This window comes from Pseudomonas fortuita (assembly GCF_026898135.2).
GTDB lineage: Bacteria > Pseudomonadota > Gammaproteobacteria > Pseudomonadales > Pseudomonadaceae > Aquipseudomonas > Aquipseudomonas fortuita.
In genome coordinates, this window is sequence record NZ_CP114035.2 from 458933 (window position 1) to 482375 (window position 23443).

19 protein-coding genes, 1 tRNA gene and 3 pseudogenes are annotated in these 23443 nt (G+C 57.2%); 3 read left to right on the top strand and 20 right to left on the bottom strand.

What is annotated here, in order from left to right; all coding sequences use genetic code 11:
* Positions 1-58: 58 nt before the first annotated feature.
* The 5 genes from pqqB to OZ911_RS02040 all read right to left on the bottom strand — a co-directional run bounded on the left by pqqB (position 59) and on the right by OZ911_RS02040 (position 6130).
* Positions 59-970, bottom strand: coding sequence for a pyrroloquinoline quinone biosynthesis protein PqqB (pqqB, locus tag OZ911_RS02020; RefSeq protein WP_016484592.1), 912 nt, complete (start codon positions 968-970; stop codon positions 59-61).
* Positions 971-1049: 79 nt separating this feature from the next.
* Positions 1050-1121, bottom strand: coding sequence for a pyrroloquinoline quinone precursor peptide PqqA (pqqA, locus tag OZ911_RS02025; protein ID WP_008365141.1), 72 nt, complete (start codon positions 1119-1121; stop codon positions 1050-1052).
* A gap of 171 nt (positions 1122-1292) precedes the next feature.
* On the bottom strand, positions 1293-3581 hold the full coding sequence (gene pqqF / locus OZ911_RS02030; RefSeq protein WP_070086410.1) for a pyrroloquinoline quinone biosynthesis protein PqqF: 2289 nt from the start codon (positions 3579-3581) through the stop codon (positions 1293-1295).
* A gap of 57 nt (positions 3582-3638) precedes the next feature.
* A complete protein-coding gene (locus tag OZ911_RS02035) occupies positions 3639-4433 on the bottom strand; it encodes a carbon-nitrogen hydrolase family protein (RefSeq protein WP_016484594.1) in 795 nt (264 codons plus the stop codon).
* Between the two features lie 14 nt (positions 4434-4447).
* Entirely contained in the window at positions 4448-6130 is a 1683-nt protein-coding gene (locus OZ911_RS02040) for a flavin monoamine oxidase family protein (RefSeq protein WP_070086409.1), read from the bottom strand.
* A gap of 635 nt (positions 6131-6765) precedes the next feature.
* Here OZ911_RS02040 and OZ911_RS02045 point away from each other — a divergent pair.
* On the top strand, positions 6766-7056 hold the full coding sequence (locus OZ911_RS02045) for a hypothetical protein (RefSeq protein WP_016484596.1): 291 nt from the start codon (positions 6766-6768) through the stop codon (positions 7054-7056).
* 4 nt (positions 7057-7060) lie between these two features.
* Here the strand turns inward: OZ911_RS02045 and OZ911_RS02050 are convergent, their stop codons facing one another.
* Positions 7061-7522: an Lrp/AsnC family transcriptional regulator gene (locus OZ911_RS02050; RefSeq protein WP_016484597.1), complete on the bottom strand. Its 462-nt coding sequence runs from the start codon at positions 7520-7522 to the stop codon at positions 7061-7063.
* Between the two features lie 169 nt (positions 7523-7691).
* Between OZ911_RS02050 and OZ911_RS02055 the strand changes: the two are divergent.
* Positions 7692-7873 (top strand): annotated as a pseudogene (locus OZ911_RS02055) (serine acetyltransferase); the annotation flags it as partial.
* A gap of 380 nt (positions 7874-8253) precedes the next feature.
* On the opposite strand, the gene OZ911_RS02060 reads toward OZ911_RS02055, so the two are convergent.
* The 5 genes from OZ911_RS02060 to OZ911_RS02080 form a co-directional block, all read right to left on the bottom strand.
* Complete coding sequence (locus OZ911_RS02060) at positions 8254-9708, bottom strand: hypothetical protein (protein WP_268968559.1); 1455 nt, start codon at positions 9706-9708, stop codon at positions 8254-8256.
* Positions 9709-9723: 15 nt separating this feature from the next.
* Positions 9724-10053: an AAA family ATPase gene (locus OZ911_RS02065; RefSeq protein WP_311124159.1), complete on the bottom strand. Its 330-nt coding sequence runs from the start codon at positions 10051-10053 to the stop codon at positions 9724-9726.
* A complete protein-coding gene (locus tag OZ911_RS02070) occupies positions 10020-11138 on the bottom strand; it encodes a hypothetical protein (protein ID WP_031312040.1) in 1119 nt (372 codons plus the stop codon). Before OZ911_RS02070 ends, OZ911_RS02065 begins: the two co-directional genes overlap by 34 nt.
* 11 nt (positions 11139-11149) lie before the next feature.
* Positions 11150-11695, bottom strand: coding sequence for a hypothetical protein (locus OZ911_RS02075; RefSeq protein ID WP_023048254.1), 546 nt, complete (start codon positions 11693-11695; stop codon positions 11150-11152).
* A gap of 294 nt (positions 11696-11989) precedes the next feature.
* Positions 11990-13186 (bottom strand): IS256 family transposase, encoded by a 1197-nt coding sequence (locus OZ911_RS02080; RefSeq protein ID WP_087534779.1) that lies wholly within the window; start codon positions 13184-13186, stop codon positions 11990-11992.
* 479 nt (positions 13187-13665) lie between these two features.
* Between OZ911_RS02080 and OZ911_RS02085 the strand changes: the two are divergent.
* Positions 13666-14040: pseudogene (locus tag OZ911_RS02085) on the top strand (hypothetical protein); the annotation flags it as partial.
* Here OZ911_RS02085 and OZ911_RS02090 read toward each other — a convergent pair.
* From OZ911_RS02090 to rpoD, 9 genes and pseudogenes are all read right to left on the bottom strand, one after another.
* Positions 13995-14175, bottom strand: a pseudogene (locus OZ911_RS02090) (phage integrase); the annotation flags it as partial. The pseudogenes OZ911_RS02085 and OZ911_RS02090 sit on opposite strands and share 46 nt — an antisense overlap.
* 106 nt (positions 14176-14281) lie before the next feature.
* On the bottom strand, positions 14282-14407 hold the full coding sequence (locus tag OZ911_RS02095; protein ID WP_256549402.1) for a hypothetical protein: 126 nt from the start codon (positions 14405-14407) through the stop codon (positions 14282-14284).
* Between the two features lie 303 nt (positions 14408-14710).
* Positions 14711-14953: a TraK family protein gene (locus OZ911_RS28855; protein ID WP_158002890.1), complete on the bottom strand. Its 243-nt coding sequence runs from the start codon at positions 14951-14953 to the stop codon at positions 14711-14713.
* 17 nt (positions 14954-14970) lie between these two features.
* The gene (locus OZ911_RS02100) at positions 14971-15756 is read right to left on the bottom strand and encodes a helix-turn-helix domain-containing protein (RefSeq protein WP_175444008.1); all 786 of its coding nucleotides are present in this window, start codon (positions 15754-15756) and stop codon (positions 14971-14973) included.
* Positions 15757-15869: 113 nt separating this feature from the next.
* Complete coding sequence (locus tag OZ911_RS02105; protein ID WP_028633554.1) at positions 15870-16088, bottom strand: helix-turn-helix domain-containing protein; 219 nt, start codon at positions 16086-16088, stop codon at positions 15870-15872.
* Positions 16089-16294: 206 nt separating this feature from the next.
* Entirely contained in the window at positions 16295-17386 is a 1092-nt protein-coding gene (locus tag OZ911_RS02110; RefSeq protein WP_023048251.1) for a site-specific integrase, read from the bottom strand.
* Positions 17387-17512: 126 nt separating this feature from the next.
* Positions 17513-17589, bottom strand: a tRNA-Ile gene (locus OZ911_RS02115).
* 16 nt (positions 17590-17605) lie between these two features.
* Positions 17606-21349, bottom strand: coding sequence for a bifunctional diguanylate cyclase/phosphodiesterase (locus OZ911_RS02120; RefSeq protein ID WP_016484598.1), 3744 nt, complete (start codon positions 21347-21349; stop codon positions 17606-17608).
* Between the two features lie 229 nt (positions 21350-21578).
* A complete protein-coding gene (rpoD, locus tag OZ911_RS02125; RefSeq protein ID WP_016484599.1) occupies positions 21579-23429 on the bottom strand; it encodes an RNA polymerase sigma factor RpoD in 1851 nt (616 codons plus the stop codon).
* Positions 23430-23443: the final 14 nt, after the last annotated feature.

Genomic DNA, 23443 nt, shown 5'->3' on the forward strand with positions numbered 1-23443 from the left:
AAAGCTGAGTCTCGGCTCGATCCCACAGGGGAACTAAGTTGCTTGTGCGAGCTCGTTGTTACAACTCGATGCTCATGCCATCGAAGGCAACTTCGACGCCCCGGCGCAGGACTTCGGCGCGCTCGGGTGAGTCTTCGTCGAGAATCGGGTTGGTGTTGTTGATGTGGATAAGTACCTTGCGCTGGCGCGGGAAGCCGTCGAGGACTTCCAGCATGCCACCGGCCCCGTTCTGCGCCAGGTGACCCATTTCGCGGCCGGTGCGGGTGCCCACACCGCGGCGCTGCATCTCGTCGTCTTCCCACAGGGTGCCGTCGACCAGCAGGCAGTCGGCACCGTGCATCATCGTCAGCAGCTTGTCGTCTACCTGCCCCAGGCCTGGGGCATAGAACAGCTTGCCGCCGGTGCGAGTGTCCTCGACCAGCAGGCCCAGGTTATCGCCCGGGTGCGGGTCGAAGCGGTGTGGTGAGTAGGGCGGCGCGGCGCTGCGCAGGGGGAACGGAGTGAAGCGCAGGTTGGGGCAGGCGTCGATCACGAAGCTGCCTTCCAGCTCGATGCGGTTCCACTGCAGGCCACCGTTCCAGTGGCTGAGCATGTTGAACAGCGGGAAACCGGTGGTCAGGTCCTGGTGGACCATGTCGGTGCACCACACCTGGTGTGGGCAGCCCTCACGCAGGCTCAGCAGGCCGGTGGTGTGGTCGATCTGGCTGTCCAGCAGGACGATGGCGTTGATGCCGGTGTCGCGCAGGGCCCGGGCCGGCTGCATTGGCGCAAAGCCTTGCAGTTGGGCGCGGATGTCGGGCGAGGCATTGCATAACACCCAGTGCACGCCGTCGTCGGACAGGGCGATGGATGATTGAGTGCGCGCCGTTGCCCGCAGGGTGCCGTCACGGTAGCCCTTGCAGTTGACGCAGTTGCAGTTCCACTGCGGGAACCCACCACCGGCGGCGGAGCCGAGAACCTGGATGTACATGGCCACTCTCTATGCAGAAAACCGTATCGTAAAAACGAAAACGCCCCGGCGGGCCGAGGCGTTGAGGCGCAAGCCTGGCTTAGCGGCTTGCGAAGTACATGGTGACTTCGAAACCGATACGCAGGTCAGTGTAAGCAGGTTTGGTCCACATGGAATTACTCCTTCCGAATGAGGGTTGGGTTGCTCAGCTACTACTTGGGTACCGCCATGGCTCGGCAGTTCCCTGAAACTGGGATTGCGCTATCTTACAAGAAAAATTTGTACTGAAAGGTTAATTATTCGAAAAGCGCCGTTGCGATTGGCGTAACAATCGAGAGGTTGTTCACGGCCATTCGAGGGCTGGCGCGGCAGCGTTGGCCAAGCAGAGCCAAGGGCAATCCTTATCGAGCAGGGTGCCCAGCAGCTGGTCCAGATCCGTCTGCCGCGTCTTCAAGATAGCCTTGCGCAGCTCATCCAGCCTGCCAGGTTGTGTAGCCAGGTGTGTCTGCCATGCCCATTCGGCAACGTCGGCGTTGGCCATGGCGGGCTCGTCGAATTGCCCGGCCAAGGCCAGGCGAGCGCCCGGATCCAGCGTGATGCCTTGGCGCAGGAGGGTAAACAGGTGGTCGAGGATCTGCGCCTGGCGGGTATGCGGCGACTGCACGCCAAACAGCAGGCCGCCGACGCCCTCGACCTGACGAAAGGTACTGAATACCGCGTAGCCCAGTTGCAGCTCTACCCGCAGCCTTTGGTAAACCGGGCCTTGCAGCAGTTGTGCGAGCAGCCGCCCGCTGGCTTCGCTGGCCGCAGGTAGCGGGCAGAACAGCAGCAGGGCGTGTTCACTTCCCGGTACTTCTGCGTGCTGCCAACGGTGTCTGGCCCATTTCGGCAAGGGGCCAGGCAGCGAGCCTTGCCCAGGGCACTGCTGCAACGCGGTGCCCAAGGCGCCCAGAGCGACATCGTCGAACCCTGTGGCAAGGCCATGCCAGTGTGTGTGCTGCCACAGGCTGTCGAGTTGCGGCTGTGCCGGCGTGCAGGCAGGCATACTGGCGGGGTGGGCGCCCAGTACCGCATCGGGCAGTTGCTTGAGCAAGGCCCTGATGGGGATCAGTGGCGGTGCCGTTGCCGCGTAGGGCCGCCAGCAGTTTTCTCCTGGCATGAGCATGAGTGCCAGGGCCTGCTCCACAGCCCGAAGCACTGCTGCCGGTTGCCCTGCGCAGCGCAATTGCCAGTATTCGCCAACAGCACTGAACAGCAGTTGCACCGACGCGCGCTCGCAACGCTCCTGCAATGGGGCCAGCGCTTGTTCCAGCACCGCCTGCATGCGCTGGCGCAAGGGCGAAGGCACGTGCCAGCGCAGGTACAGCGCAGCGCACTGACGGGTACCAGGCAGCACGTCGCTGGTTTTCAGGGCCGGCGGTAGAGGTTGCGCTGGGGCATTGGGCACATCTGCCATGAGCAAGGGGTCGACCGGGGGCAGCTGCCATTGCCCGTGCGCTTGGCTCGGCAGGCCCTTCAGCAGTGCACTGAGGGCCAGCAGACCTTGCGCGTCCAGTTTGGCGAACGGCTGGCCCGTGCTGTCCCGGCGGGCCAGCTCAAGCGCGCCGGCGCTGCGTGCGCGGCTGCGCTGCAGCAGGCCGAATGCGTGGTTGATCTGCTCAAGGTCGGCCTGGCGGATGAAGCCGAACCAACCTTGCAGCAGGGCATCTGCTTCCTCCTGGTTGGCGCTTGCGCTCAGTTGCAAGTCAATGCGCCAAAGTAACTGCCCGGCGAAGTTGTACAGCATCTCGGCCTTGAAGCTTTGCAGCCAGCCACGTTGGCGCAGCGCATCCAGCCAGGTACCTGGGCGGTTGTCACCGAGGCAGCTGATCAGTAATTCCAGCGCCTGCTCGGCACCTGCCGGGAGCTGTTCATGGGTAAAGACCAGGCGCGCGCGCGTTGGCGACAATGACGGTGGCAGCGTTTGTGGCACCGGCGTGCCCGTTGCGAACAGGCAGGCATGCTGCCTGCCCAGCTGTTCTAGCTCATCCAGAGACTGTGGGCCACACAGGCTCAAGGTTATCTGGCCGCCTTGGTAATACCGTTGGTGAAAACCTTCGAGGGCTTGCTGGAAGGCGGGGTTCTGCAAGGCCAGGGTGTGCCGGTTACCGGCGTGAAAAGCGCCTAGCGGATGGCCCTGCGACACCGATTGCAGCAAGGCGAACTGCTGCTGAGCCTGCGGGTCGCGCGACCAGGCAATGAACTCGGCGTGGATCACTTCGCGTTCGCGGCGTTGGCGCTCGATGCCCAGGTCGGGCTCGGCCAGCATCTGGCACAGGCGCTCAAGCCCTCCGGCCAAGGCATTGGTCGGGACTTCGAAGAAAAAGTCTGTGGCGCGCTCCCGGGTGCTGGCGTTGACCTGGCCGCCGAGAGCCTGGACGTAGCGCATCAGGCCGTCGTCCAAGGGGAACCGCGCGGTGCCGAGGAAGAAAAGGTGTTCGAGGAAGTGGGCCAGGCCGGGCCACCTGGCGGGCGCGTCGTGGCTGCCCGCGTGCACCCGCAATGCAGCAGCCGAGCGCTTCAGGCGCGGGGCGTGGCGCAGGGTCAGCTGCAGGCCGTTGGCGAGGGTGAGATGGCGAGTGGTGTCAGGCATGGGGACTCCGGTAACTGCGGTCCATGCTAACCCATTTGTTTGCAGGCCCGGCCCCAGTCAGCTTTTACGCAAGTGCAGTTCCTGGCGCAGGTCTGTCAGGTAAGGAAACGCCTCCCGCCCCTGCACCACCCTTTCATGCTCCAGCTCCGCCAGCAGCAGGCATTCATCCCGCCCGGCCATGGCCAGCAGGCTGCCATCCGGGCCGATGATGCTGCTCTGCCCGCAATACTGGATCGGGTCTTCCGAGCCGCAATAGTTGGCATACACCAGGTAGCACTGGTTTTCCTGCGCCCGCGCCCTCACGGTCACCTGGCAGATGAAGTCGTACGGGGTCATGTTCGCCGTCGGCACCAGGATCAGTTCGGCACCGTCCAGCGCCAGGCGTCGGGCGTTCTCCGGGAACTCGATGTCGTAACAGATCAGCAGCCCGACTTTCCAGCCGTCCAGTTCCACCACCGGGAAGTGGTCGGGGCCTGCGCTGAACATCGAGCGGTCCAGATCCCCGAACAGATGGGTCTTGCGGTAGTTGCTCAGGCTGCGGCCGTGCGCATCAATCAACTGCACACTGTTGTAGATCGCACCATCATCGCCGCGCTCGGGATAGCCGTAGACAATAGCGATACGGTGCGCCTGGGCAATCTCCACCACGCCCATCGCCGCCGGTCCATCGCTGGCTTCGGCCAGCCGCTCTACCTGGGCCAGGCCGATGTTGTAGCCGGTCAGGAACATTTCCGGGCACACCAGCAGTTGCGCGCCGCGCTCGGCAGCCAGCTGGGCCTGGTGGTGCAGCCGTTGCAGGTTACCGGGCACGTCCAGTGGCTTGGGAGCGCCCTGGAACAGAGCAATGCGCATGGTGCCTCCTTGTGTCAGTCTGCCAGGGCGATCGGGCCGATCTCGTCAAACACATCGCCCGGGCCGGGGTTGTCCGGGTGGGTCTGGCCACCGAAGTGGTTCATGATACCCCACACCGCATTCAGCGATGTCTGCACCGCGCCTTCCACCCACGCCGGGGTCCACGACACGTCGTCACCGGCGATGAACATGCCGCGCTGCTCGGCAGGCATGTCTTGCTGCATGAAGTGCGCGTACATGCGCTGGTTGTAGCGGTAGTGGCCCGGCAGTGCGCCTTTGAAGGCGCCGAGGAAGTGCGGGTCTGCCTCCCAGGAAATAGTGATTGGGTCGCCGATGATGTGCCCGGCGATATCGGTCTTGGGGTAGATCTTCTTCAGCGCATCCAGGGCCAGCTGGACGCGCTTTTCCACGGGGTGCGGCAACATTTTCAGCGCGTCGCTCATCCAGGCGTAGGACAGGCAGATCACACCCGGCTTGTCGTCGCCGTTGTCGAACAGGTAGGTGCCGCGGGTGAGGCGATCGGTGAGGGTCATGCTCATCAGGTCGCGGCCGGTTTGCGGGTCCTTGTCCTTCCAGAACGGCCGGTCGACCATGACGAAGGTCTTCGACGACTGCATGTAGCGGGTGCGGTCCAGCGCCATCCACATCTTTTGCGAAAACAGCGATTCCTCGCAGTCGATCTGGGTGGTCAGCAGCCAGGTCTGGCAGGTGGCGAGCACGGCGCCGTAGTAGCGGGTGTCGCCCCAGTTGTCGGTGACCGCCAGGCGGCCATCAGCGGCACGGGCAATGCGCTTGACCCCGGTGCGCGGCGCACCGCCGTGCAGGCCACTCAGGCTGGTGCCCTCCGGCCAGTGGGCGCAGCGCTCAGGCACATGGCGCCAGATACCTTGCGGCACCTGCTCCACTCCGCCCACGACCAGGTGTTGGTGGTCGTCGCAGTTGGTCATCACCACGCGGAAAATTTCCAGCATCGAGTTGGGGAAGTCCGAGTCCCACCCGCCGGTGCCGAAGCCGACCTGGCCAAACACTTCGCGATGCTGAAAGCTCAGTTTGGCGAACGAGCGCGAGGTGGCGACGAAGTCGTAGAAGGTGCGGTCATCCCACAGTGGGACCAGCTTGTTCCACAGTTCCTTCAGGCGCGGTACATCCCGGTCGCGGATGGCCTGCTGGATGTCGGCGAACTGGGCGCCGCTTTCCAGCGCATCGGCCCAGGCGTCGGCTACTTCGTGGAACAGCTTGGGCAGGTCGGTGGTTTTTTCGGCGTAGTAGGTCTGGCCTTCCAGGTCGATCACTGTGCTGCCCGAGGCCGGGGTCAGCGGGTTGGGGAAGGGCTTGGTTTCCAGGCCCAGCTTGTCCACGTAGTGGTAAAAGGCAGTGGACGACACCGGAAAGCGCATGCCACCGAGTTCGGCGATGATTCCGTCGGTGCCGTTGAAGGCTTGCGAACGCAGCCTGCCACCCAGCTTGGAGGCCTCGTACACCACCGGCTTCAAGCCCAGTTTCATCAGCTCGTAGGCCGCCACCAGGCCGGCGATACCAGCACCCACGATTGCCACTTCCTCACCGTGACGCTCAGCTGGGATGCTGCCCAGGCCTGCGGGGTGTTCCAGCCAGTCGTCGAAAGCGAAGGGGAAGTCCGGGCCGAAGATGGTGATCGGCTTCTTGCCGTCGGCGGGGTGGCGGTTTTTCTTGTTCATGAAGTGACCTTGCCAGAGAGGCTGCGCGGGTGGCGGAGCCTGAGTATAGGAGGTGCCTGGAGGTCATTTTAAGGCGTGGGGGAATCGTAATTAAGGTACATATTGGTGTCTTAATGTATTACTTTTCGTCGAAAAAGTAAGTTTAAAATTATTTATGACGAAGTGCTTGTAGTGCGATTTGCTGTGCCTATCAGGTCGAGCGCAGCTCGCGATGCGCCGCGCGGGCGGCGCTCGATCTGATAGGCGCAGTAAATTGCAAGGCAAGCACCTAGTGGCCTCATGCGGCCTCTCTGGCGGGCATAAGTACACTTTGGACGGGGTCTGATCAGCCAATTCCTACACCCAACGCTCGAAATAAAGAATTACCCTACGCTCGCTATCGCCTCAGTCTGGCATCGCGGGAACGGCTTCATCGTTAACTTCACCGGGTCGCCGGAAATTCGGTGATCGGGCGTGAGAACCCGCTGATCTTTCTAGAGGCGCACTGTTATGGCAGCTGTGCGCGGGCAGGCTTTGCCTGGCCGGGTATGCGCCTCCAAGTTCGCCGGTTCTCACCTCGCGCATGGCTGCCACCCAATTCCCGTGAGAAGGAAGCGATTGGCCGCCAGTCATCCCTGTGATCTGGAGGCTATACCATGACTGACCGTTTGCCCGATCAACCTGTAAAACTGCAACCCACCGCTGAAAAGCCCTTCTGCAACTGCGAATCCAGCCACCCGCCGCTATTCGCCATCCGTCCTGGCATCGACGCCGCCGACGCTCTAGTCCACGCCTGCCTGCTGGCCCGTGGCCTCAACCAGATTGCCACTGACTACGCCCAGCACCACGCCCCCGAGCGTAGCCGAGACATCGTCTGGTCGATGCAGCATTCTGCCGAGAGCCTTTCGGCGATTCTGGAGGGGCTGCTCGACGGCCAGGAGGCCTGATTGATCAGAGCGGCTGACCGCGATCCACCTTGCTGCTGAGAATGATCGACGTGGTGGTCTTCTCCACCCCGTCGACACTGCCGATCTGGTCGAGCAACTGGTCCAGTTGCTCAGGTGAGTCCGTAAGCAGCCAGGCCACATAGTCGAACTCGCCGCTTACCGCGCACAGCTGCTGCACCTGTCCCATGGCACTCAAGCGCCGCACCACTTCCTTGCCGGAGCGCGGCTGCACCTTGATCCCCACATACGCCTGCAGCCCGCCACCCAGCACCCGCTGACCCAGACGTACGCCATAACCGGAGATGACCTTGTTCTTCTCCAGACGCTCCAGGCGCGAATTGACGGTGGTGCGGGCGATACCCAGCTGGCGGGCGAGGGTGGCGACACTTTCGCGGGCGTTGATTTGCAGCAGGGCGATCAGTTGGCGATCGATTTCATCCAGCGTGATGGAGCGGGAATCCGACATGGCGAGTCTCTTCGGTTGGCCTGCTAGCCTAGCCAGCGAGTGGCAATCAGGGCAAGGCCGGGCACAGCTGGCAAATCTGACGCGGTCCCACAGAGGAATCGCGGGTGTGGTGGAGGCTGCGTCTTTTGTATTCGGCATGATGAAGCCCCAGTTCATCGCGAACCTCAGCGTGAGCTTCGACCACCTGCTCGAATGCTGGCGACTGGAGGTCTCCAACAAGAAAAGGCCCGGACGCCGTACCAGCCTGCTGCTGAATGTGCTGTGCCGTGTACTCAAGGACAACAAGCTGCGCTTTCTCTTGACGCCCGCGGCGGCCTGGCCCGGCGTCATGCCCGGCACATGCAGCAGCGACCCGGGGCAGGGTGTGCACGGAAAAAGCGGGCGTGTTTGCGCAGTTGGTCTACAGGCAAAAAAAAGCCGCGCATTTGCGCGGCTTTCGTATGTGGTGGGCCCACACGGACTTGAACCGTGGACCAAAGGATTATGAGTTGCTTGTGAACGCTGCAAACCTAATGAAACTGGAAGTAGTATAGAGCAGGTAAAATAAGCTGTAGCTAGCGTAATCACTAGGTTTGAGCGTAGTTTTGTGAAATTCGCAGAAGTCTGAAAGTGTACCGTAAGTGTACCTTTCTGCGCCGAGAAACGGTAATCAGTCCGTTCCTCGCGGTTCAGCAGGCTGAGACCTAGGGTCAGAGCAAATTGTCTTCTCATTAGTAGGTCTATTTTGAATATCAAAATGCCGTTATCTCAATGGTATTCATGTGCATCTCTTGATGCTTATCGAGAGGCTGAGAAAGGAAGCTACGTTCTGATTTGCCTCCTCCAATGTAAATAAGCTTCGAGTTTTCCGGGAAGTAAGTATCTTTTATAATGCTGACTTTTATTCTTTCTATAGGCTTTAAAGTCTCATCAGAACCGGCCTCGTCTCTGACGTGCTCAGATATAGAAATGAAAGCCTGAGTGTCCGAGGGTAAATTGTTACCAATGAATGACAGGATAATATTGAGGTTGGTTTCGTCAATATCTTCTTTGAGAATCGCATCTAGCAAGAAAGGTAGTCTATGAGCAGATTTTGAGTTTGCGATTAAGGAGTTAAGCGCAAAGTGATAAGCCATGACAGTCTTGTGAAGTTCAACCCCTTGCCTAGGGAAAGAACTAATTTTGTAAAGATCTAGATATCTACTGTCGGTCAGCGGTTTGAGCTCCAATAGCGACATGTATTTTACAAAAAGCTTTTTAAATTCAGCTTCTCTACTGATTCGCTTGGTTAATGTTTCCTTTTCTGTAGTCATTGAATCAAGAGAAGTCTTTATACTTTCAAGCTCATCCTCGAATCCCTGAATGTCGGCTTGCATTTTTCTGTATAGCACAACGTTAGCTTTATTCGATATCCACTGATCAAAAGAGACGCCATCGATGGTGTTGTTTAATAGTGTGCCATAGTTTTCAATTATTTCTTTGGATATGTTCGTGATTTTTTTGCTGGACGTGTGGATCTCTGATTTCCTGTCTGTAAGCTGCTCTGTGATGTGTGACTCAAGTTCTACGGTATCATTGTATTTTTGATAATGGCTGTATAAGCCCTCCAGCGAGTAGGTGAGAATTTGTGTGCAGGCCGGGCAGCGGTCTACATCATTGTATTTTTGTTTCTTAATATTGCTTTTTGTTCTTTTAAGGATCTTGTGGTGATTTTGCAGTAAGGAAAGTTTGTTGCAGAGGTTTATGTACTTTCTTCTTTCCTCATCCAGTGAGTTCGACAGTTTTACATAGCTGTCAATATACTCCTCTGCCTGCGCTCCGAACTCTTCGTCGACAAGGTTGGCGAATTGGAATTCCGCTTTTTTTCCGTATCGTCTGAGATTGCTAATGTCGGATGATAGTTTGTCTTTTCTTTGTGTAAGCTGTCTGTGCTCTACACGATCAAAATTATTGCTTACGCCTAGGTAGTAGTCTAGATAGTCGTCTTTGAACCCTTTGTAGTATTGAAGGTTTGAAAACGACTCTCGCAAATACACCCAGCCTACAGACTGAGAAATATAATACGGCAGGAACATGCATTCGAGTGGAGCTGATTTTAGCTCCCCTTTCTGCTCAAGCTGCAGATTAAATCCGACCAGGTTACGAACGTATTCCTTCAGAGCGATGTGCTCGGCACTATTGTCAGCATTAATTCCATGGAAAGGCACTACTTTGCCAGTAGGTTATTTAACGTAAATCGAGCCTTGTGTTCTTATGATTGAGTATTTTTCTTTCTGGTCTTCAGTTGTCTTGGAGAAGTCTACTCTGAATGTTGGCTGGCAGTTAAGGATTTCACTAAGGTTCTCTTTGAGATCATTAACGCCAAATGTGTAAAGTAAGCTCTGTATGAGTGAGCTCTTCCCCGAAGTATTACGGCCGCTGATTATATTCGCACCTGGCGAAAATTCACTGTAGAAGCAGGCGTCATGTATTTCAGAGCTGACAAATAACCGGTCAAACGTTAGGGTTGTACTCATTTTTAATTCTCGCCGTAGTATTCTACAAACGCACATAGCGCAGCAAAGAAGATATCAATGTCCTTTAGGTTTATGTTGATAGTATTTTTAATGCTGTTTATGTATGCGTCAAACATTTCTTCATAAGAGTGAAAGTCGAGAGTGTAATCATTTTCTTTGATGAAGGTTTTAATTATTTGGTGTTCGTTGTTGCTCATGTCTTTTAGGAGTTCGAAAGTATTTCGTATATAGTTTTCGTGGTTTCTTTGAATTCCTAGAGGGACGCGAAACTTTCGTGTTAGCTCTGCTGAATTGGCACGCCATAGTTTGAAAGCTTTTTGCTCTGTCTCAATAACATTAATTGCTTTCTTTATCTCGATGCCCTCAACCCTTTTGGCATTGTCGAGCAGGTTGATGATTTTGCCCTGGTTGTATACGGCTTCGACATCTCTAAAGAGACTTAGAAGAAGCTCGACCGCTGCCAGATGGTCTGGAATATGAGGGAATTTTCTATGCATCAAGCCGACTAATATGTCTTTTTGAGAGTTTTTGTTGCGGGGGAAATCTACCCACTGGATGTGTAGATTGCTAAACTCTGCCTCGTTGAAGGTGCTTGATTCCTTGCTACAGTGTTCGCGTACCTTCTCTTTTATTTTGTTTTTTATTTCTTCAGGGATGTCATCGTAACGGCTTTTGCTGTTTTGCTCATTGAGCAGGTGGATTACGTCGGTTTTGCCTTTTTGCTTTTCTGCTTTTTTTGGTACATAGCTTAATTTTATGTCGGTATTTGATATGAAAGTTAAGCTATGCGAGTAGTCCTTGCACTTTGGTGCGGGATCGTTTTTTAGATCGTTGCCAACGTCAAGCATCTTAGCTATGATTTCAGCGAATCGCGCATCAATCGTCCACATTCCGCCTGAAAGTTTTTTTGCTTGGTATGAGTCAATCGATTCTATGTTGCTCAGGCAGTCCGATCTATAGCAGAATAAAAAGTCATCGTGATGTTCTATGCATAAGAAAAATTCTCGGCTGCTGATTTGCGTGTAGTTAGTGAGCAATAAGTACAGCGCGCAATTACGTTGAAACTCAAAACCTAGCAGGGCATCTACGCCGGAATTCGCTGCTTTATTTGTCTTGGTCAAGGTCTCACCTTTTAAGCCAGAAACATTAATTTACTTTGGCTCTGTGCGCTTAAGTGCAGCACGCTGCGCAGTAAGGAGTTAGCATATGATCCACTCATTTCTATTTTTTTTGCACCTCGGGCCAAGAAGCTAATAGCGTGGGCGTTGTGCTTTTTTGTCAAAAAGGAGTTCGCCTTTTTAGGTCCAAATTCTGTATCGTTAAATTGCTCTGCTTCTGTGGAAAGCTGGAGAAACCCTAACAGTCTAAAGATGGCGGACCTGCGTTTGTATCCAACTTTATGGCCCATACGTGTGGCGCGTTTTCGCATCTCGAGCATTGCCGCGCTTACGTTCGAAAGGTCAAAGTTTTGGGTGACGTGAGCGACGTTTAGGTCTTGCAAGGACGACCACTTGTCAGGGTGATGCTCAAGCACTGATGCTTTGGATTGACTCTGAGGTGGGTTTACAAAACTAACGATGTATTGGCACCTCTTCCGGAGCAGGTTCTGGAGCCTGTCTGTGCTCAAGTAGAGCTTCAGCGTGCCCTGCGCATGGGAAACAACAAGGGTGAAGTCCATTTCGCGACCTTTCGGAGAATCCTGCATAGCCGAATATTACCGAAATTTGGCATAGTGGCACGATAAGATTGCAGGCTTGCGCGTTAGGCCGGACCGGCCTTGTGGTCGGTGCTACGACGCTTCCATGCAGACTCATAACGCAGACCTTCATTCGAGGGACCGCCCGATTCCATGTGGCGGTTCAGCTACCGGGGCAGCAGCTAAGTGCCGGGCTGCGCTTTTGGGGGTGCGGCTTGGGATCGTGTCCCAGGAAGTGGTGTAACTCATCATGGCTCTGGCCACTGAGTTTGCCGTTTAGTTGATCACGGCCGACAGCTTGGCCTGTGGATTATCGCTGACTGCCTCAAAGGCCTCCAACTGCATGTAACGCCGTTGCAGGCACCACTCGTCGTTCTGCTCCAGCAGCATCGCGCCTACCAGACGCGTAATGGCCGGATCGTTGGGGAAAATCCCCACGACGTCGGTGCGGCGTTTGATTTCAGCGTTGAGCCGCTCAAGCGGGTTGGTGCTGTGCAACTGCTGTCGATGAGCCTTGGGAAACGCCATGTGCGCCAGCACTTCATCCTCGCAACCATCCATGAGCGCCGCGATCTTGGGGTATTTTTCGCGTAGCTGATCTGCGACCAAACGCCATTGCTGATGGCATTCGGCACGGCTGTCCTGGGCGAAGACCGTGCGCAGTAGAGCCGCCACCATGGTGCGCTGACCTTTGCCGACGTGGGCCATGGCATTACGCATGAAATGCACACGGCAGCGCTGCCAGGTCGCATTGAAGACCTTGGATACAGCTGCTTTCAGGCCTTCGTGGGCGTCGGAGATGACCAGCTTCACGCCCCGCAAGCCACGTCGCATGAGGCTGCGCAGGAAGTCTGTCCAGAACGGCTCAGCCTCTGACGGCCCAACCCGCATGCCCAGGACTTCGCGGCCACCGTCGGTGTTCACGGCCACGGCGATTATTACGGCGACCGAGACGATGCGTCCGGCCTCCCGCACTTTGACGTAGGTGGCATCGATCCAGAGATAGGGCCAGTCGCCCTCAAGCGGGCGGTCAAGGAAGGCGTGAACGCGCTCATCGATCTCACCGGCTAGCCGTGAGACCTGGCTTTTAGAGATACCGGTCATGCCCATGGCCTTGACCAGCTCGTCCACCGAACGCGTTGAAACGCCTTGGATGTAGGCCTCCTGGATGACTGCCGCCATGGCTTTCTCAGCGGTGCGTCGAGGTTCAAGGAAACCAGGGAAATAGCTGCCTTGGCGCAGCTTGGGAATCTTAAGGTCGACGTCGCCTGCGCGGGTTTGCCAAAGACGATCGCGGTAGCCATTACGGCTATTTGTCCGGTCTGGGCTTTTGACATCGAAGCCCGCGCCGCACAGGCCTTCGACGTCGAACTCCATCATGCGCTGGGCAACGAACTGGATCATTTGCTTGAGCAGATCAGCGTCTGCCCCTTTCTCAACCAACTCGGTCAATGCGATAGTGGGCTTGGTCATCGTGGTTTCTCTGGTGAGTGTTTGGTCTTCGCAAACTCAACGTTAGCCAAGAACCACGATGACCATCCTCTTTGGCCCGCAGGGCACCTTCGGCTGGTTCAGTTACACCACTTCCCGGGACACGATCCGGCTTGGATCCTGTCCGATGGTCGCAAGCTTGCCGGCGCTGCGCGTCGTCCGCCCATAGTAGACAACACAGTCAACTTGGTTGTTGACGACCCACCTATGAACTTCAGAACGCATCATCGATTTAAGCTCAGTCGTGGCGAACAAGGGTGATAAGGCCGCTCTCCGCAACGGTATGCGGTACGCTGGCAAGGGCTGGGAGCCCAAGGGCCAGGCCTACGAGAAAGACGACCAGGTATTCATCGTCGAAGGGATTTTCCACGCCATCGCGCTTTGGCTGGCAGGCTAAAAGTCGATCGCGACCATCAGCTGCATCAACTTCCTCTGGGAATTCATCGAGGCCAACAAGGGTAAACTGGCTGCGCCAGACTGACGGCAAGATCCAGTACAAGGCGATTGAGCGCGAGGTGGAGGCCCTGGAGAACCGCGAGCAGTACGAGGGCCACACCGCGACCTTGGATGACCATTCGACCGAGTCGGTGGGCGGGGTGAAGAAGATCGAGGCGTTGGAGGCACTCAAGCTGCTGACCGGTGGATCCGCGAGTATCGCGGCTATTGATGACCTGCACCAGGCCACGGGCCGCGACTTGAACCTGGTAGTCGGGCAGAAGCTGAGCGCGACGATCGGCGGCGACCTGCAGGAGCGTATCGAGCGGCTGCGTGCGAGTGTGGTCGGTAAGAGTCAGCGCCTGCTGGCACCGAAAACCTGGCTGGGCTCGGAAGGGGTGCCCGAAAGGGGATTTAACCTGACCACATCAGCAAGGTGCCCAGGGCTGAAGTAGGCGCATGGCCAGGGTGGCATGACCAAGTACTCGCTGCAGCGTGAGGATGTCTCCACCATTGCGCATGTAGTGACTAGCGAAGCCCACCAAAGCGGCCTTGGTCAGCGTTGAGTTTTACGATCTGCGCTAAGTACTGGGAGTCTAGAGTGCTTGTAATCTCATAGCCGAGGCTCAGGCGCCGCAGGTACTAACCGACCGGCAGGCTCGCCTCGGATGCGTTTTCTTTAATGGTTAGCTCCTCACTCGGCAATACCGGCACACGTAAATGCTTTCCGTGTTTAAGTGTATCTCTCTCAGTTTCATTGCGGTTCATGGTCTGACCTCTCTTTGGTGTTCACAGCGTCGCGGTAGCGACTGCCTCGCAGAGCAAGACAGCATTGAGCGCCGAAGGCGCGAATACGTGAGAGTGAAATTAGATAGCCGACTTGTCGGTTAGCTAACTTCACCTGTCTTGCCCTGAGTATTCGTGTTGCTGGCATGTCTGTCAGCAGTGATCTCGAGTAAACGATAGGGTTGCTATAGCGTTCAGTTATGAGCTGGTCGCTGAAACAACGGCAGTGATCGGATATTGAACGCTAGGGCAACGATTGTTCGGTCAAGCAACGGTGCGGGATGTTTATTGATCACCGCAGTGCACGGGTAGCAACGTGTTGGCGTAGCGACGAAACGCTTGATAGCCAAAGCTGATAGATCCCTCATCATGCAAAGTCGTCCATATCCTTAACAAAGACCAACCACCTTGAATCGCCTGTAGAATATCCTCACGTAGCAGGATGAAATTAGCTAGGTTTGTAGCAGGGCTTGTGGGCGGATAGGTTGCAGCTACTCGCTCCGCGATCCGTACAGTAAGTGGCTTCATATCAACCTCTTGGACGACTATGATTCAGAGCTAGGGTCTGGCCGCTCAATTGTCAAAACTTGAACTGGTGATAAGCCAGAGCTAGACTTGTTTATCTTTAACTTCTTTAAATATTCCTTTCCTACGGTAGACCGACTCTCATTCTTGACAGTTGAGGGGCTTTCTTTCGGACTTGCTGTCGGGGTTTTGGGGAGCGCGGTATCGGCACTCGCTGACTCCCATGCAGATGATTGATCCTTGAAGTTGTAACTGCCATCTCGGTAGCGCTTGATCACTCCGTGGAACCACCTGATCGCTGTGGTTTTGATTGATCCTGCTTTGATGGCAGCTGACAGCTCGTTCAGCATCCGCTGCTGGTCAACGGGCGCAACCTGCGCAAGCGCCTTGAAAATCTGGCTCCTGGTTTCCGCGGAGACCAATGCCGTCAACCGCAGCGGAGGATCCCCGACCGTCGGGGCTGGGGCGGGCGACGTAGTAGTATTTTCATTTTTTGGTTTTATTGTTTGTTTAGTATTTATATGTGCTCGTTTGTCCGGGTGCGGCTGCACCGTCTTCGGTTTATCCACGTTTGGGTTTTCGCAATATGGTGCAGAGTCGGCCTTTTCAGCCGGTTCGTCAGAGATATGCCACACCGTTTTTGCGAACCGACCTCGTGAGTCGTGGGTGCGCTCGATGCTCAAATAGCCTGCTGTCTCAAGCTCCTGCAGTCCGCTCCTGGTTGCGGCTGCGCCAGTACCATTTTTCTTGGATAGCGATTCCATTGTCAGATATGGATAGCCTGGGGGTAGGGACAGCAATTTCACCAATAGTCCTAACGATTTCCAACTCAGGTTTTGGTCACTTATTACATCGTTAGGGATAATTGTGAAATGACTGGACACCTTCCTTTTTACAATTAGGGATATAGACATCTTCGTCAGCCCTGCTCGAGAACCTTGGCTACATCTGCGGTTCTAAAGTAAATCCTTCTGCCAATTCTGACCTTGCAAGGAAGAAATTTTCTCGATACTTCATTGTCGCCACTCAGGCTGATTCTCAGGCCGTCCTTGCTTCTATGTAGTACCTCTGCAAGCTGCTCAAGGGACAAAAGTGGAGCCCCAGAGAATAAGTCACGTATGTATTCTTCCGTGGTCATGTTAGGTGTCCTCCGCTTAATTTCGGATATCCTATGACACTTAATGCTATTTTTAAAAGGCTTTTTTCAAACTCTGCTTGACATTGGAAAAGTTTAGCTATAGTGCTCCGTGGTTATTTAGTTAAACTTCTTCCAGAGTTGTGATTTTTTAGCGGCTAAAATTCAGTTTCCGCTTGAGAGTCACGACTAAATAACTAGGACTTTAGCTAAACTGCCTTTGGAGGTTTAGCTAAACTTTTCTTTCTTTTTGACATGCTATCTAGCCGGGCAACTAAATCCTCTGAGCGTAAGTGCGTATATCTCTTCAACATTTGCATTGATTTATGGCCGCTGATGCTCGATACCTCTTGGTCGGAGAGACCGCCCTCCACAAGGCGGCTTACCGCCTCATGTCTCAAGTCGTGAAATCTGAAGTCGGATAGCTGTAGCTTCTTGACCAGTAGTCCCCAGATTTTTGTGAACGCGTAGGGGCGACGTTTCCCGTCCTTCCCAGGTTCACCAAAAAACACCAGGTTGCAGTCGCTAGGGCGAGCGGGGTTTATCATCGCGGCTTTGAAAAGCGTAGTCGCTCGCTTGCTCAGTGGAACAGTTCGTTGACCATCATTTTTCGTGTCAACGAGTCTTACGATGCGTCGCTCTGTATCCACCTGAGGTCTGCGTAGCGACGCGATTTCACCTGAGCGCATACCAGTTTCCAGAGCGATGCCAACGATCCACCCAAGCATTGGATTGCTATGCCGATTCACCTCTGCGAACAGCCGACGTTCCTCATCCGGCGAGAGCCTACGATTGCGACCCTCTCCGGGGCTTGGCTTGCGTATATTCAACACGGGGTTAAACGTCAGGCCCAGCCCCCATTCCTGGATCGCGACCGTGAAAACGTGGCTCAGTAGAGCCAGCTCCAGGCGAACGGTGTTGTTGCTGGTCGTGCCTGCGCGGCCCGGCTCGTTAAGGCGCTTGTCGCGATAGTTGGCAATGGTGTCAGCGGAAAGGGCTGCGAGAGAATACTTGCCCAGATGCTCCGTTAGCTTTTTAGCCTTGGAGATCTCACCGCGTTGAGTCGTAGGCTTCTTTGTAGGTGTAATGTCGGTCAGGTAGCGCTTGAGCGCTATTTCCAGCGTCATGCGCTCTGAGCCGCTGCGCTGGATGTACACACCGCGCACCATCTCGTCTTCGGTGCGTCGTGACCAATCCTCGGCGTCGCGTTTGGTGCGGAAGGTTTTGGCGTTGGTCGGCCATCCGGTCTTGCGGATGACGGCCTTCCAGGTGCCGGCAGGGGTTTTGACGATTGTAGCCATCTGAAGGACTCCAAAGGCGTGCAAGCGAAGCCGCACTGTACCTAATTTGTACCTTTAGACCAAAGGACTGTATCTGAGGTGGTTCCGCCAATAACACGAAAGCCGCGCTATGCGCGGCTTTGAATATGGTGGGCCCACACGGACTCGAACCGTGGACCAAAGGATTATGAGTCCTCTGCTCTAACCAACTGAGCTATAGGCCCTCAGTAAGTGGCCGGATTATAACGGGGGTTTCGCACCTGTGCCATCTGAAAGATCCGATAGTGCTATGCGAAGAAACGCTGTGGCGAACTCCTCGGGCGGCAGTGGCAGGCTGACGATGTAGCCTTGGATCTGCTCGCAGCCCTCGGCCGCCAGGAAGCGTTGCTGGGCCTGGTTTTCCACACCTTCGGCAATGATGGTCAGTTGCATGCTGCGGCCCAGGGCAATGATTGCACGGGCGATGGCGGCATCGTGCGGGTCGTCGGGCAGGCCGCGGATGAACGACTTGTCGATCTTCAGAATGTCCAGCGGCAGGCGCTTGAGATAGCTCAGCGATGAATAGCCGGTGCCAAAGTCGTCGATGGCCAGTTGCACGCCCAGTTTTTTCAACTGGTACAGCACGGCCAGGGCCTCTTCAGCCTGGCTCATGATGAAGTTTTCGGTGATCTCCAGCTGCAAGTCACCTGCCTTGAGTTGGTGATGCTTGAGCAACTGTTCGATGCGCCGTGCCAGGTGCGGCTGGCGTAGCTGGGCGCCCGCGAGGTTGATCGACAAGGGGCCGAAGGGTTCGTAGTGCTGCTTCCAGGCCTGCATCTGCTGGCAGGCCTGTTCCAATACCCAGTCGCCGAGCTGGAGGATGGTGCCGTTCTCCTCCGCCAGGTGGATGAAGTGCTCCGGGGGCACTTCACCAAAGGTCGGGTGGCTCCAGCGGATCAGCGCCTCGGCGCCGACCAGGCTCTGGGTCTTGAGGCTGAGCTTGGGCTGGAAGCACAGGCTCATTTCGTTGCGTTCGACGGCACGGCGCAGTTCGTGTTCCAGAGCAATGCGTTCGCTGGCCTGGGCGGTGAGGTCGCGGGTGTAGGCTTCGACGCGGTTGCGGCCCTTGGCTTTGGAGCGGTACATGGCAGCATCGGCGTTGCGGATCAGTGTGGCAACGTCGCTGCCATCCTGTGGATAAAGGCTGATGCCGATGCTGGCGCTGGTGAAAAACTCATGCTCACCGGCCTGGAACGGTGCGATGAAGCAGGCCAGCAGCTTGTTGGCGATGGTACTGGCGTCACTGGGCTTGTGCAGGCCGGGCAGCAGGATGATGAACTCGTCGCCGCCCAGGCGGGCCACGGTGTCGACGTCACGCACCTGCTCCTTCAGGCGCTGGGCAATGCCCTTGAGCAGCAAGTCGCCGACCGGGTGGCCAAGGCTATCGTTGATGTGCTTGAAGCGGTCGAGGTCGAGGAACAGCACCGCACCTTGGCGGTTGGACACCTGCGCGCAGGTGAGCACGGCCTGCAGGCGGTTCTCGAACAAGGCACGGTTGGGCAGGCCGGTCAGCGGGTCGTGGTGGGCCTGGTAGTCGAGCTTGGCCTGGGCATGCTTGAGGCTGGAAATGTCGGCGAACACAGCCACGAAGTGAGTGATCTCGCGGTCGCTGTTGCGCACGGCGCTGATGGTCAGCCAGCCGGGGTACAGTTCGCCGTTCTTGCGCTTGTTGTAGATCTCGCCTTGCCAGTGACCCTCGGCGGTAAGCTGGTGCCACATGGCGGCATAGAAGGCGCTGTCGTGCTGGCCGGAGGCAAGCAGGCGCGGGGTCTGGCCGAGGGCTTCGATTTCGCTGTAGCCGGTGATTTCGCTGAAGGCACGGTTGACGGCACTGATGCGCTGGTCGATGTCGGTGATCAGCACGCCTTCGGCAGTGTTCTCGAACACGGTGGCGGCCAGTTGCAGTTTTTCCTGCATCAGGTGGCGCTCGGTGATGTCGCGGGCGATGGTCAGCATGCAGTCGACGCCGGCAATCGGCAGGGGCCTGGCGGACAGCTCGCACAGGCGGACCTGCCCGTCGCTGCGGCGGATGTGGCAGGTGAAGTCACGCACGAAACCGTCGCGGTTGAGCTGGTCGACCAGGCGTTTGCGTTCGTTGAGGTCGACCCAGATACCCAGGTCCAGCGAGGTCTGGTCGATAGTCGGGTTCAGGTCATAGCCAGTCAGACGGCAGAAGCCTTCGTTCACCTCAAGCAGCAAACCGTCGCTCTGGCGCGACAGCAGCAGGCCGTCGGGCGAGGCGTGGAAGGCCTTGGCGAACTTTTCTTCTGAAGTTTGCAGCTGCTGCTGGGTCTCCTTGAGCTGGCTGATGTCGCGAACTGCCACAACCAGCGCGGGGGTGCCGTCCAGTTCGAAGGTTTCGGCCGAAGTCAGGCCGGTGAAGAGTTGGCCATTACTGCGGCGAAAGCTCATCTCAAGGTTGCGGATGCCACCTTGGTGCAGGCGCTCAAGCAGCGGCGGGCCGGAGCCTTCGACGCCCCACAGGTTCAGGTCGGTGGCGCTGCGGCCAAGCACCTGGTCCGGGTTCAGGCCAATCTGCTCTTCGAAGGCTTCGTTCACCTCCAGCAGGCAGCCGTCGCTGTGGCGGGCAATCAGTAGAATGTCGGGGCACTGCTGGAACACCGAGGCAAACTTTTGCTCGGAAAGACGCAGGGCGTCCTCGGTGCGCTTGGTTTCGCTGATGTCGATCATCAGCCCGCGCATCACCGGCTGGTGCCCGTGTTCGATCATGCTGACAATGTTGCGTATCCACAATGGCTGACCGTCGGCCCGTATCACCCGATAGTCCAGGCTGTGGTCGCGTCCGGCTGCGGTTTCGCTGTCGCAGTATGCCTGCGCCCAGAGCGCGTCCTCCGGGTGCAGGATGCTGCGCCAGAAGCCCGGTTTGAGCCAGTCGCCAAGCGGGTAACCCAGCAAGTCTTCGGCGTGCGGTGAGACATAGCTGTAGGTGAAGTCGTTGGCGTCGGCTTCCCAGGCGATGGCTGACAGGCTCTCGACCAGGCCGCGGTAGTGGTACTCACTGCTGCGCAGCTCCTGCTCCAGGGCGATACGCCGGGAAATTTCCGAGCTGAGGCGGCGGTTGATACGGATGACCACGGCCAGAACGGCCATCAGCAAAAGGACTGTTGGCAAGCCATATACCAGCAGGTCGGACCAGAACATCCGTTGGTCGACCACGTTACCCACCCAGCGCTGCTGGATCTGGCTGACTTCGCCGCTGCTCATGTCAGCCATGACTTTGTCCAGAATGCCCACCAGCACTTTGTTGTCACGTGGTGCGGCCATGGCCAGCTGATAGCGGTAGGGCGTTTCACCACTGACGTAGAGGCCGTCGAGCTTGAGCTGTCGCAGGCTCCAGATGCTTGACGCCAGGTCGCCGACCACCGCGTCCACTTGATCGGTAGCCAAGGCCTGCAGTGTGGAGCTGACATTGGGCAGCGCCACCAGGTTGAGGTCGGGGTGATGGGTACGCAGCAGTTCGTGCGGGGCGTAATTTTCGACTACGGCAATCTTCAGGCCATACAGGTCGTCCAGTTTGCGCGGTTGGACACCGCCTTTGTGGGCGAGGATGACGATCGGGAAGTCGAGGTACGGACGGGTGAAGGCCAGGTAGCCTTGGCGTTCGGGCGTGGACATGATGCCTGGCAGCAGGTCGATGCGGTTATCCCGTGCCTGCGCCAGTACCTCGGTCCAGCTGCTGGGCTCGACCGGTTTGAGCGTCACGCCCAGGCGTTGCTGGATCGCAGCGATGTAATCGGCGGCCAATCCCTGGTACCGGCCCTCCTGGTCGCGAAACTCGAACGGTGGCCAAGAGGCGTCTACACCCAGGCTCAGCTGCGGGTGGGCAGCCAACCAGGCTTTTTCCTCGTCTGTCAGGGTCAGGGCGCCGGCCGTCGTGTTCCACAGAATCAGGAGCAGCAACAGAATGGCCGGCATAAGTGGCATAGCAGCCTCGCATTCTTGGGGTCTGACGTCGAGTGTAGACGGGCATTGCGCAAGCGTGGGGTAAGCGAGATACGTGTAGGTGCAGCCTTGTGCTGCGAAAGGGCCGGTATGGGCGGAGGTGTTCGGTGACCCGGATGGCCTCTTCGCAGCACAAGGCTGCTTCTACAGGGACCGCGAGTGCTTCAAAAGGCAGAAAAGAAAAACCCCGGCCTGGGCCGGGGTTTTGTCATCACTCGTCGAGGAAGGAGCGCAGGTGCTCGCTGCGAGTCGGGTGGCGCAGTTTTCGCAACGCCTTCGCTTCGATCTGACGGATCCGCTCACGCGTTACGTCAAACTGCTTGCCCACCTCTTCGAGGGTGTGGTCGGTGTTCATGTCGATACCGAAACGCATGCGCAGCACTTTGGCTTCGCGTGCAGTCAGGCCCGAGAGCACGTCACGGGTGGCTTCCTTGAGGCTTTCGACCGTGGCCACATCAATCGGGGACTGCATGGTCGAGTCCTCGATGAAGTCGCCCAGGTGCGAATCTTCGTCGTCACCGATCGGGGTTTCCATGGAGATCGGCTCTTTGGCGATCTTCAGTACCTTGCGGATCTTGTCCTCAGGCATTTCCATGCGCTCGCCCAGCTCTTCCGGGGTCGGTTCGCGACCCATTTCCTGCAGCATCTGGCGGGAAATACGGTTGAGCTTGTTGATCGTCTCGATCATGTGCACCGGAATACGGATGGTGCGTGCCTGGTCGGCGATCGAGCGGGTAATCGCCTGCCGGATCCACCAGGTGGCGTAGGTCGAGAACTTGTAGCCGCGACGGTATTCGAACTTGTCCACCGCCTTCATCAAGCCGATGTTGCCTTCCTGGATCAGGTCAAGGAACTGCAGGCCACGGTTGGTGTACTTCTTGGCGATGGAAATCACCAGACGCAGGTTCGCCTCGACCATTTCTTTCTTGGCGCGGCGGGCCTTGGCTTCGCCGATCGACATGCGACGGTTGATGTCCTTGATCTCGGCAACGGTCAGGCCGGTTTCGGTCTCAAGGTCGATCAGCTTCTGCTGGCAAGCAACGATGGCGGCGTCCTTTTCACCCAGGGCGGCAGCCCATTTGGTGTTGCGCTTGGCCAGGTCACCGCTCCAGGTCTGGTCGGTTTCGTTGCTGGGGAACATGCGCAGGAAGTCGGCACGCGGCATGCGGGCATCACGCACACACAGCTGCATGATGGCGCGTTCTTGCTGACGCAGACGGTTCAGTGCATCACGAACACGTTCTACCAGCACCTCGAACTGCTTGGGTACCAGCTTGATCGGCATGAACAGGTCGGCGAGGGCTTGCAGGGCCTCGATGCTTTCCTTGTGGGCACGACCGTTCTTCTTCACGACCTTGACAGTCGCCTGAAGCTGGTCGGATACCGCACCGAAACGCTGGGCTGCGACTACCGGGTCCGGACCGCTCTCGGTCTCTTCCTCGTCGTCACTGCCTTCGGACTCTTCCTCTTCGTCGTCGGACTCTTCCTTCGCGGCTGCGGCCTTGGCGCCAGGGATCGGCACCTCTTCGGTCGGCGCGGCGATGTTGTCGTCAGGGTCGATGTAGCCGCTGAGCACGTCGGACAGGCGGCCACCCTCGGTGGTGACGCGGTCATATTCGCTGAGAATGTAATCGACAGTACCCGGGAAGTGGGCGATGGCGCCCATCACTTCACGGATGCCTTCCTCGATACGCTTGGCGATTTCGATCTCGCCTTCGCGGGTCAGCAGCTCGACGGTACCCATTTCGCGCATGTACATGCGCACCGGGTCAGTCGTGCGGCCGATATCGGTTTCAACTGCCGCCAACGCAGCAGCGGCTTCTTCGGCCGCGGCTTCGTCGGTGTCGGCTTCCGCCAACAGAAGGGCATCCGCATCCGGAGCACTCTCGAATACGTTGATCCCCATGTCGTTGATCATGCGGATGATGTCTTCCACCTGTTCAGGATCTGAAATATCCTCAGGCAGGTGGTCGTTGACCTCCGCGTAAGTCAGGTAGCCCTGCTCACGACCGCGGGTGATCAACTCTTTGATACGAGACTGCTGTTGCGCTTTTCCGGACATAACACCCTATCCAC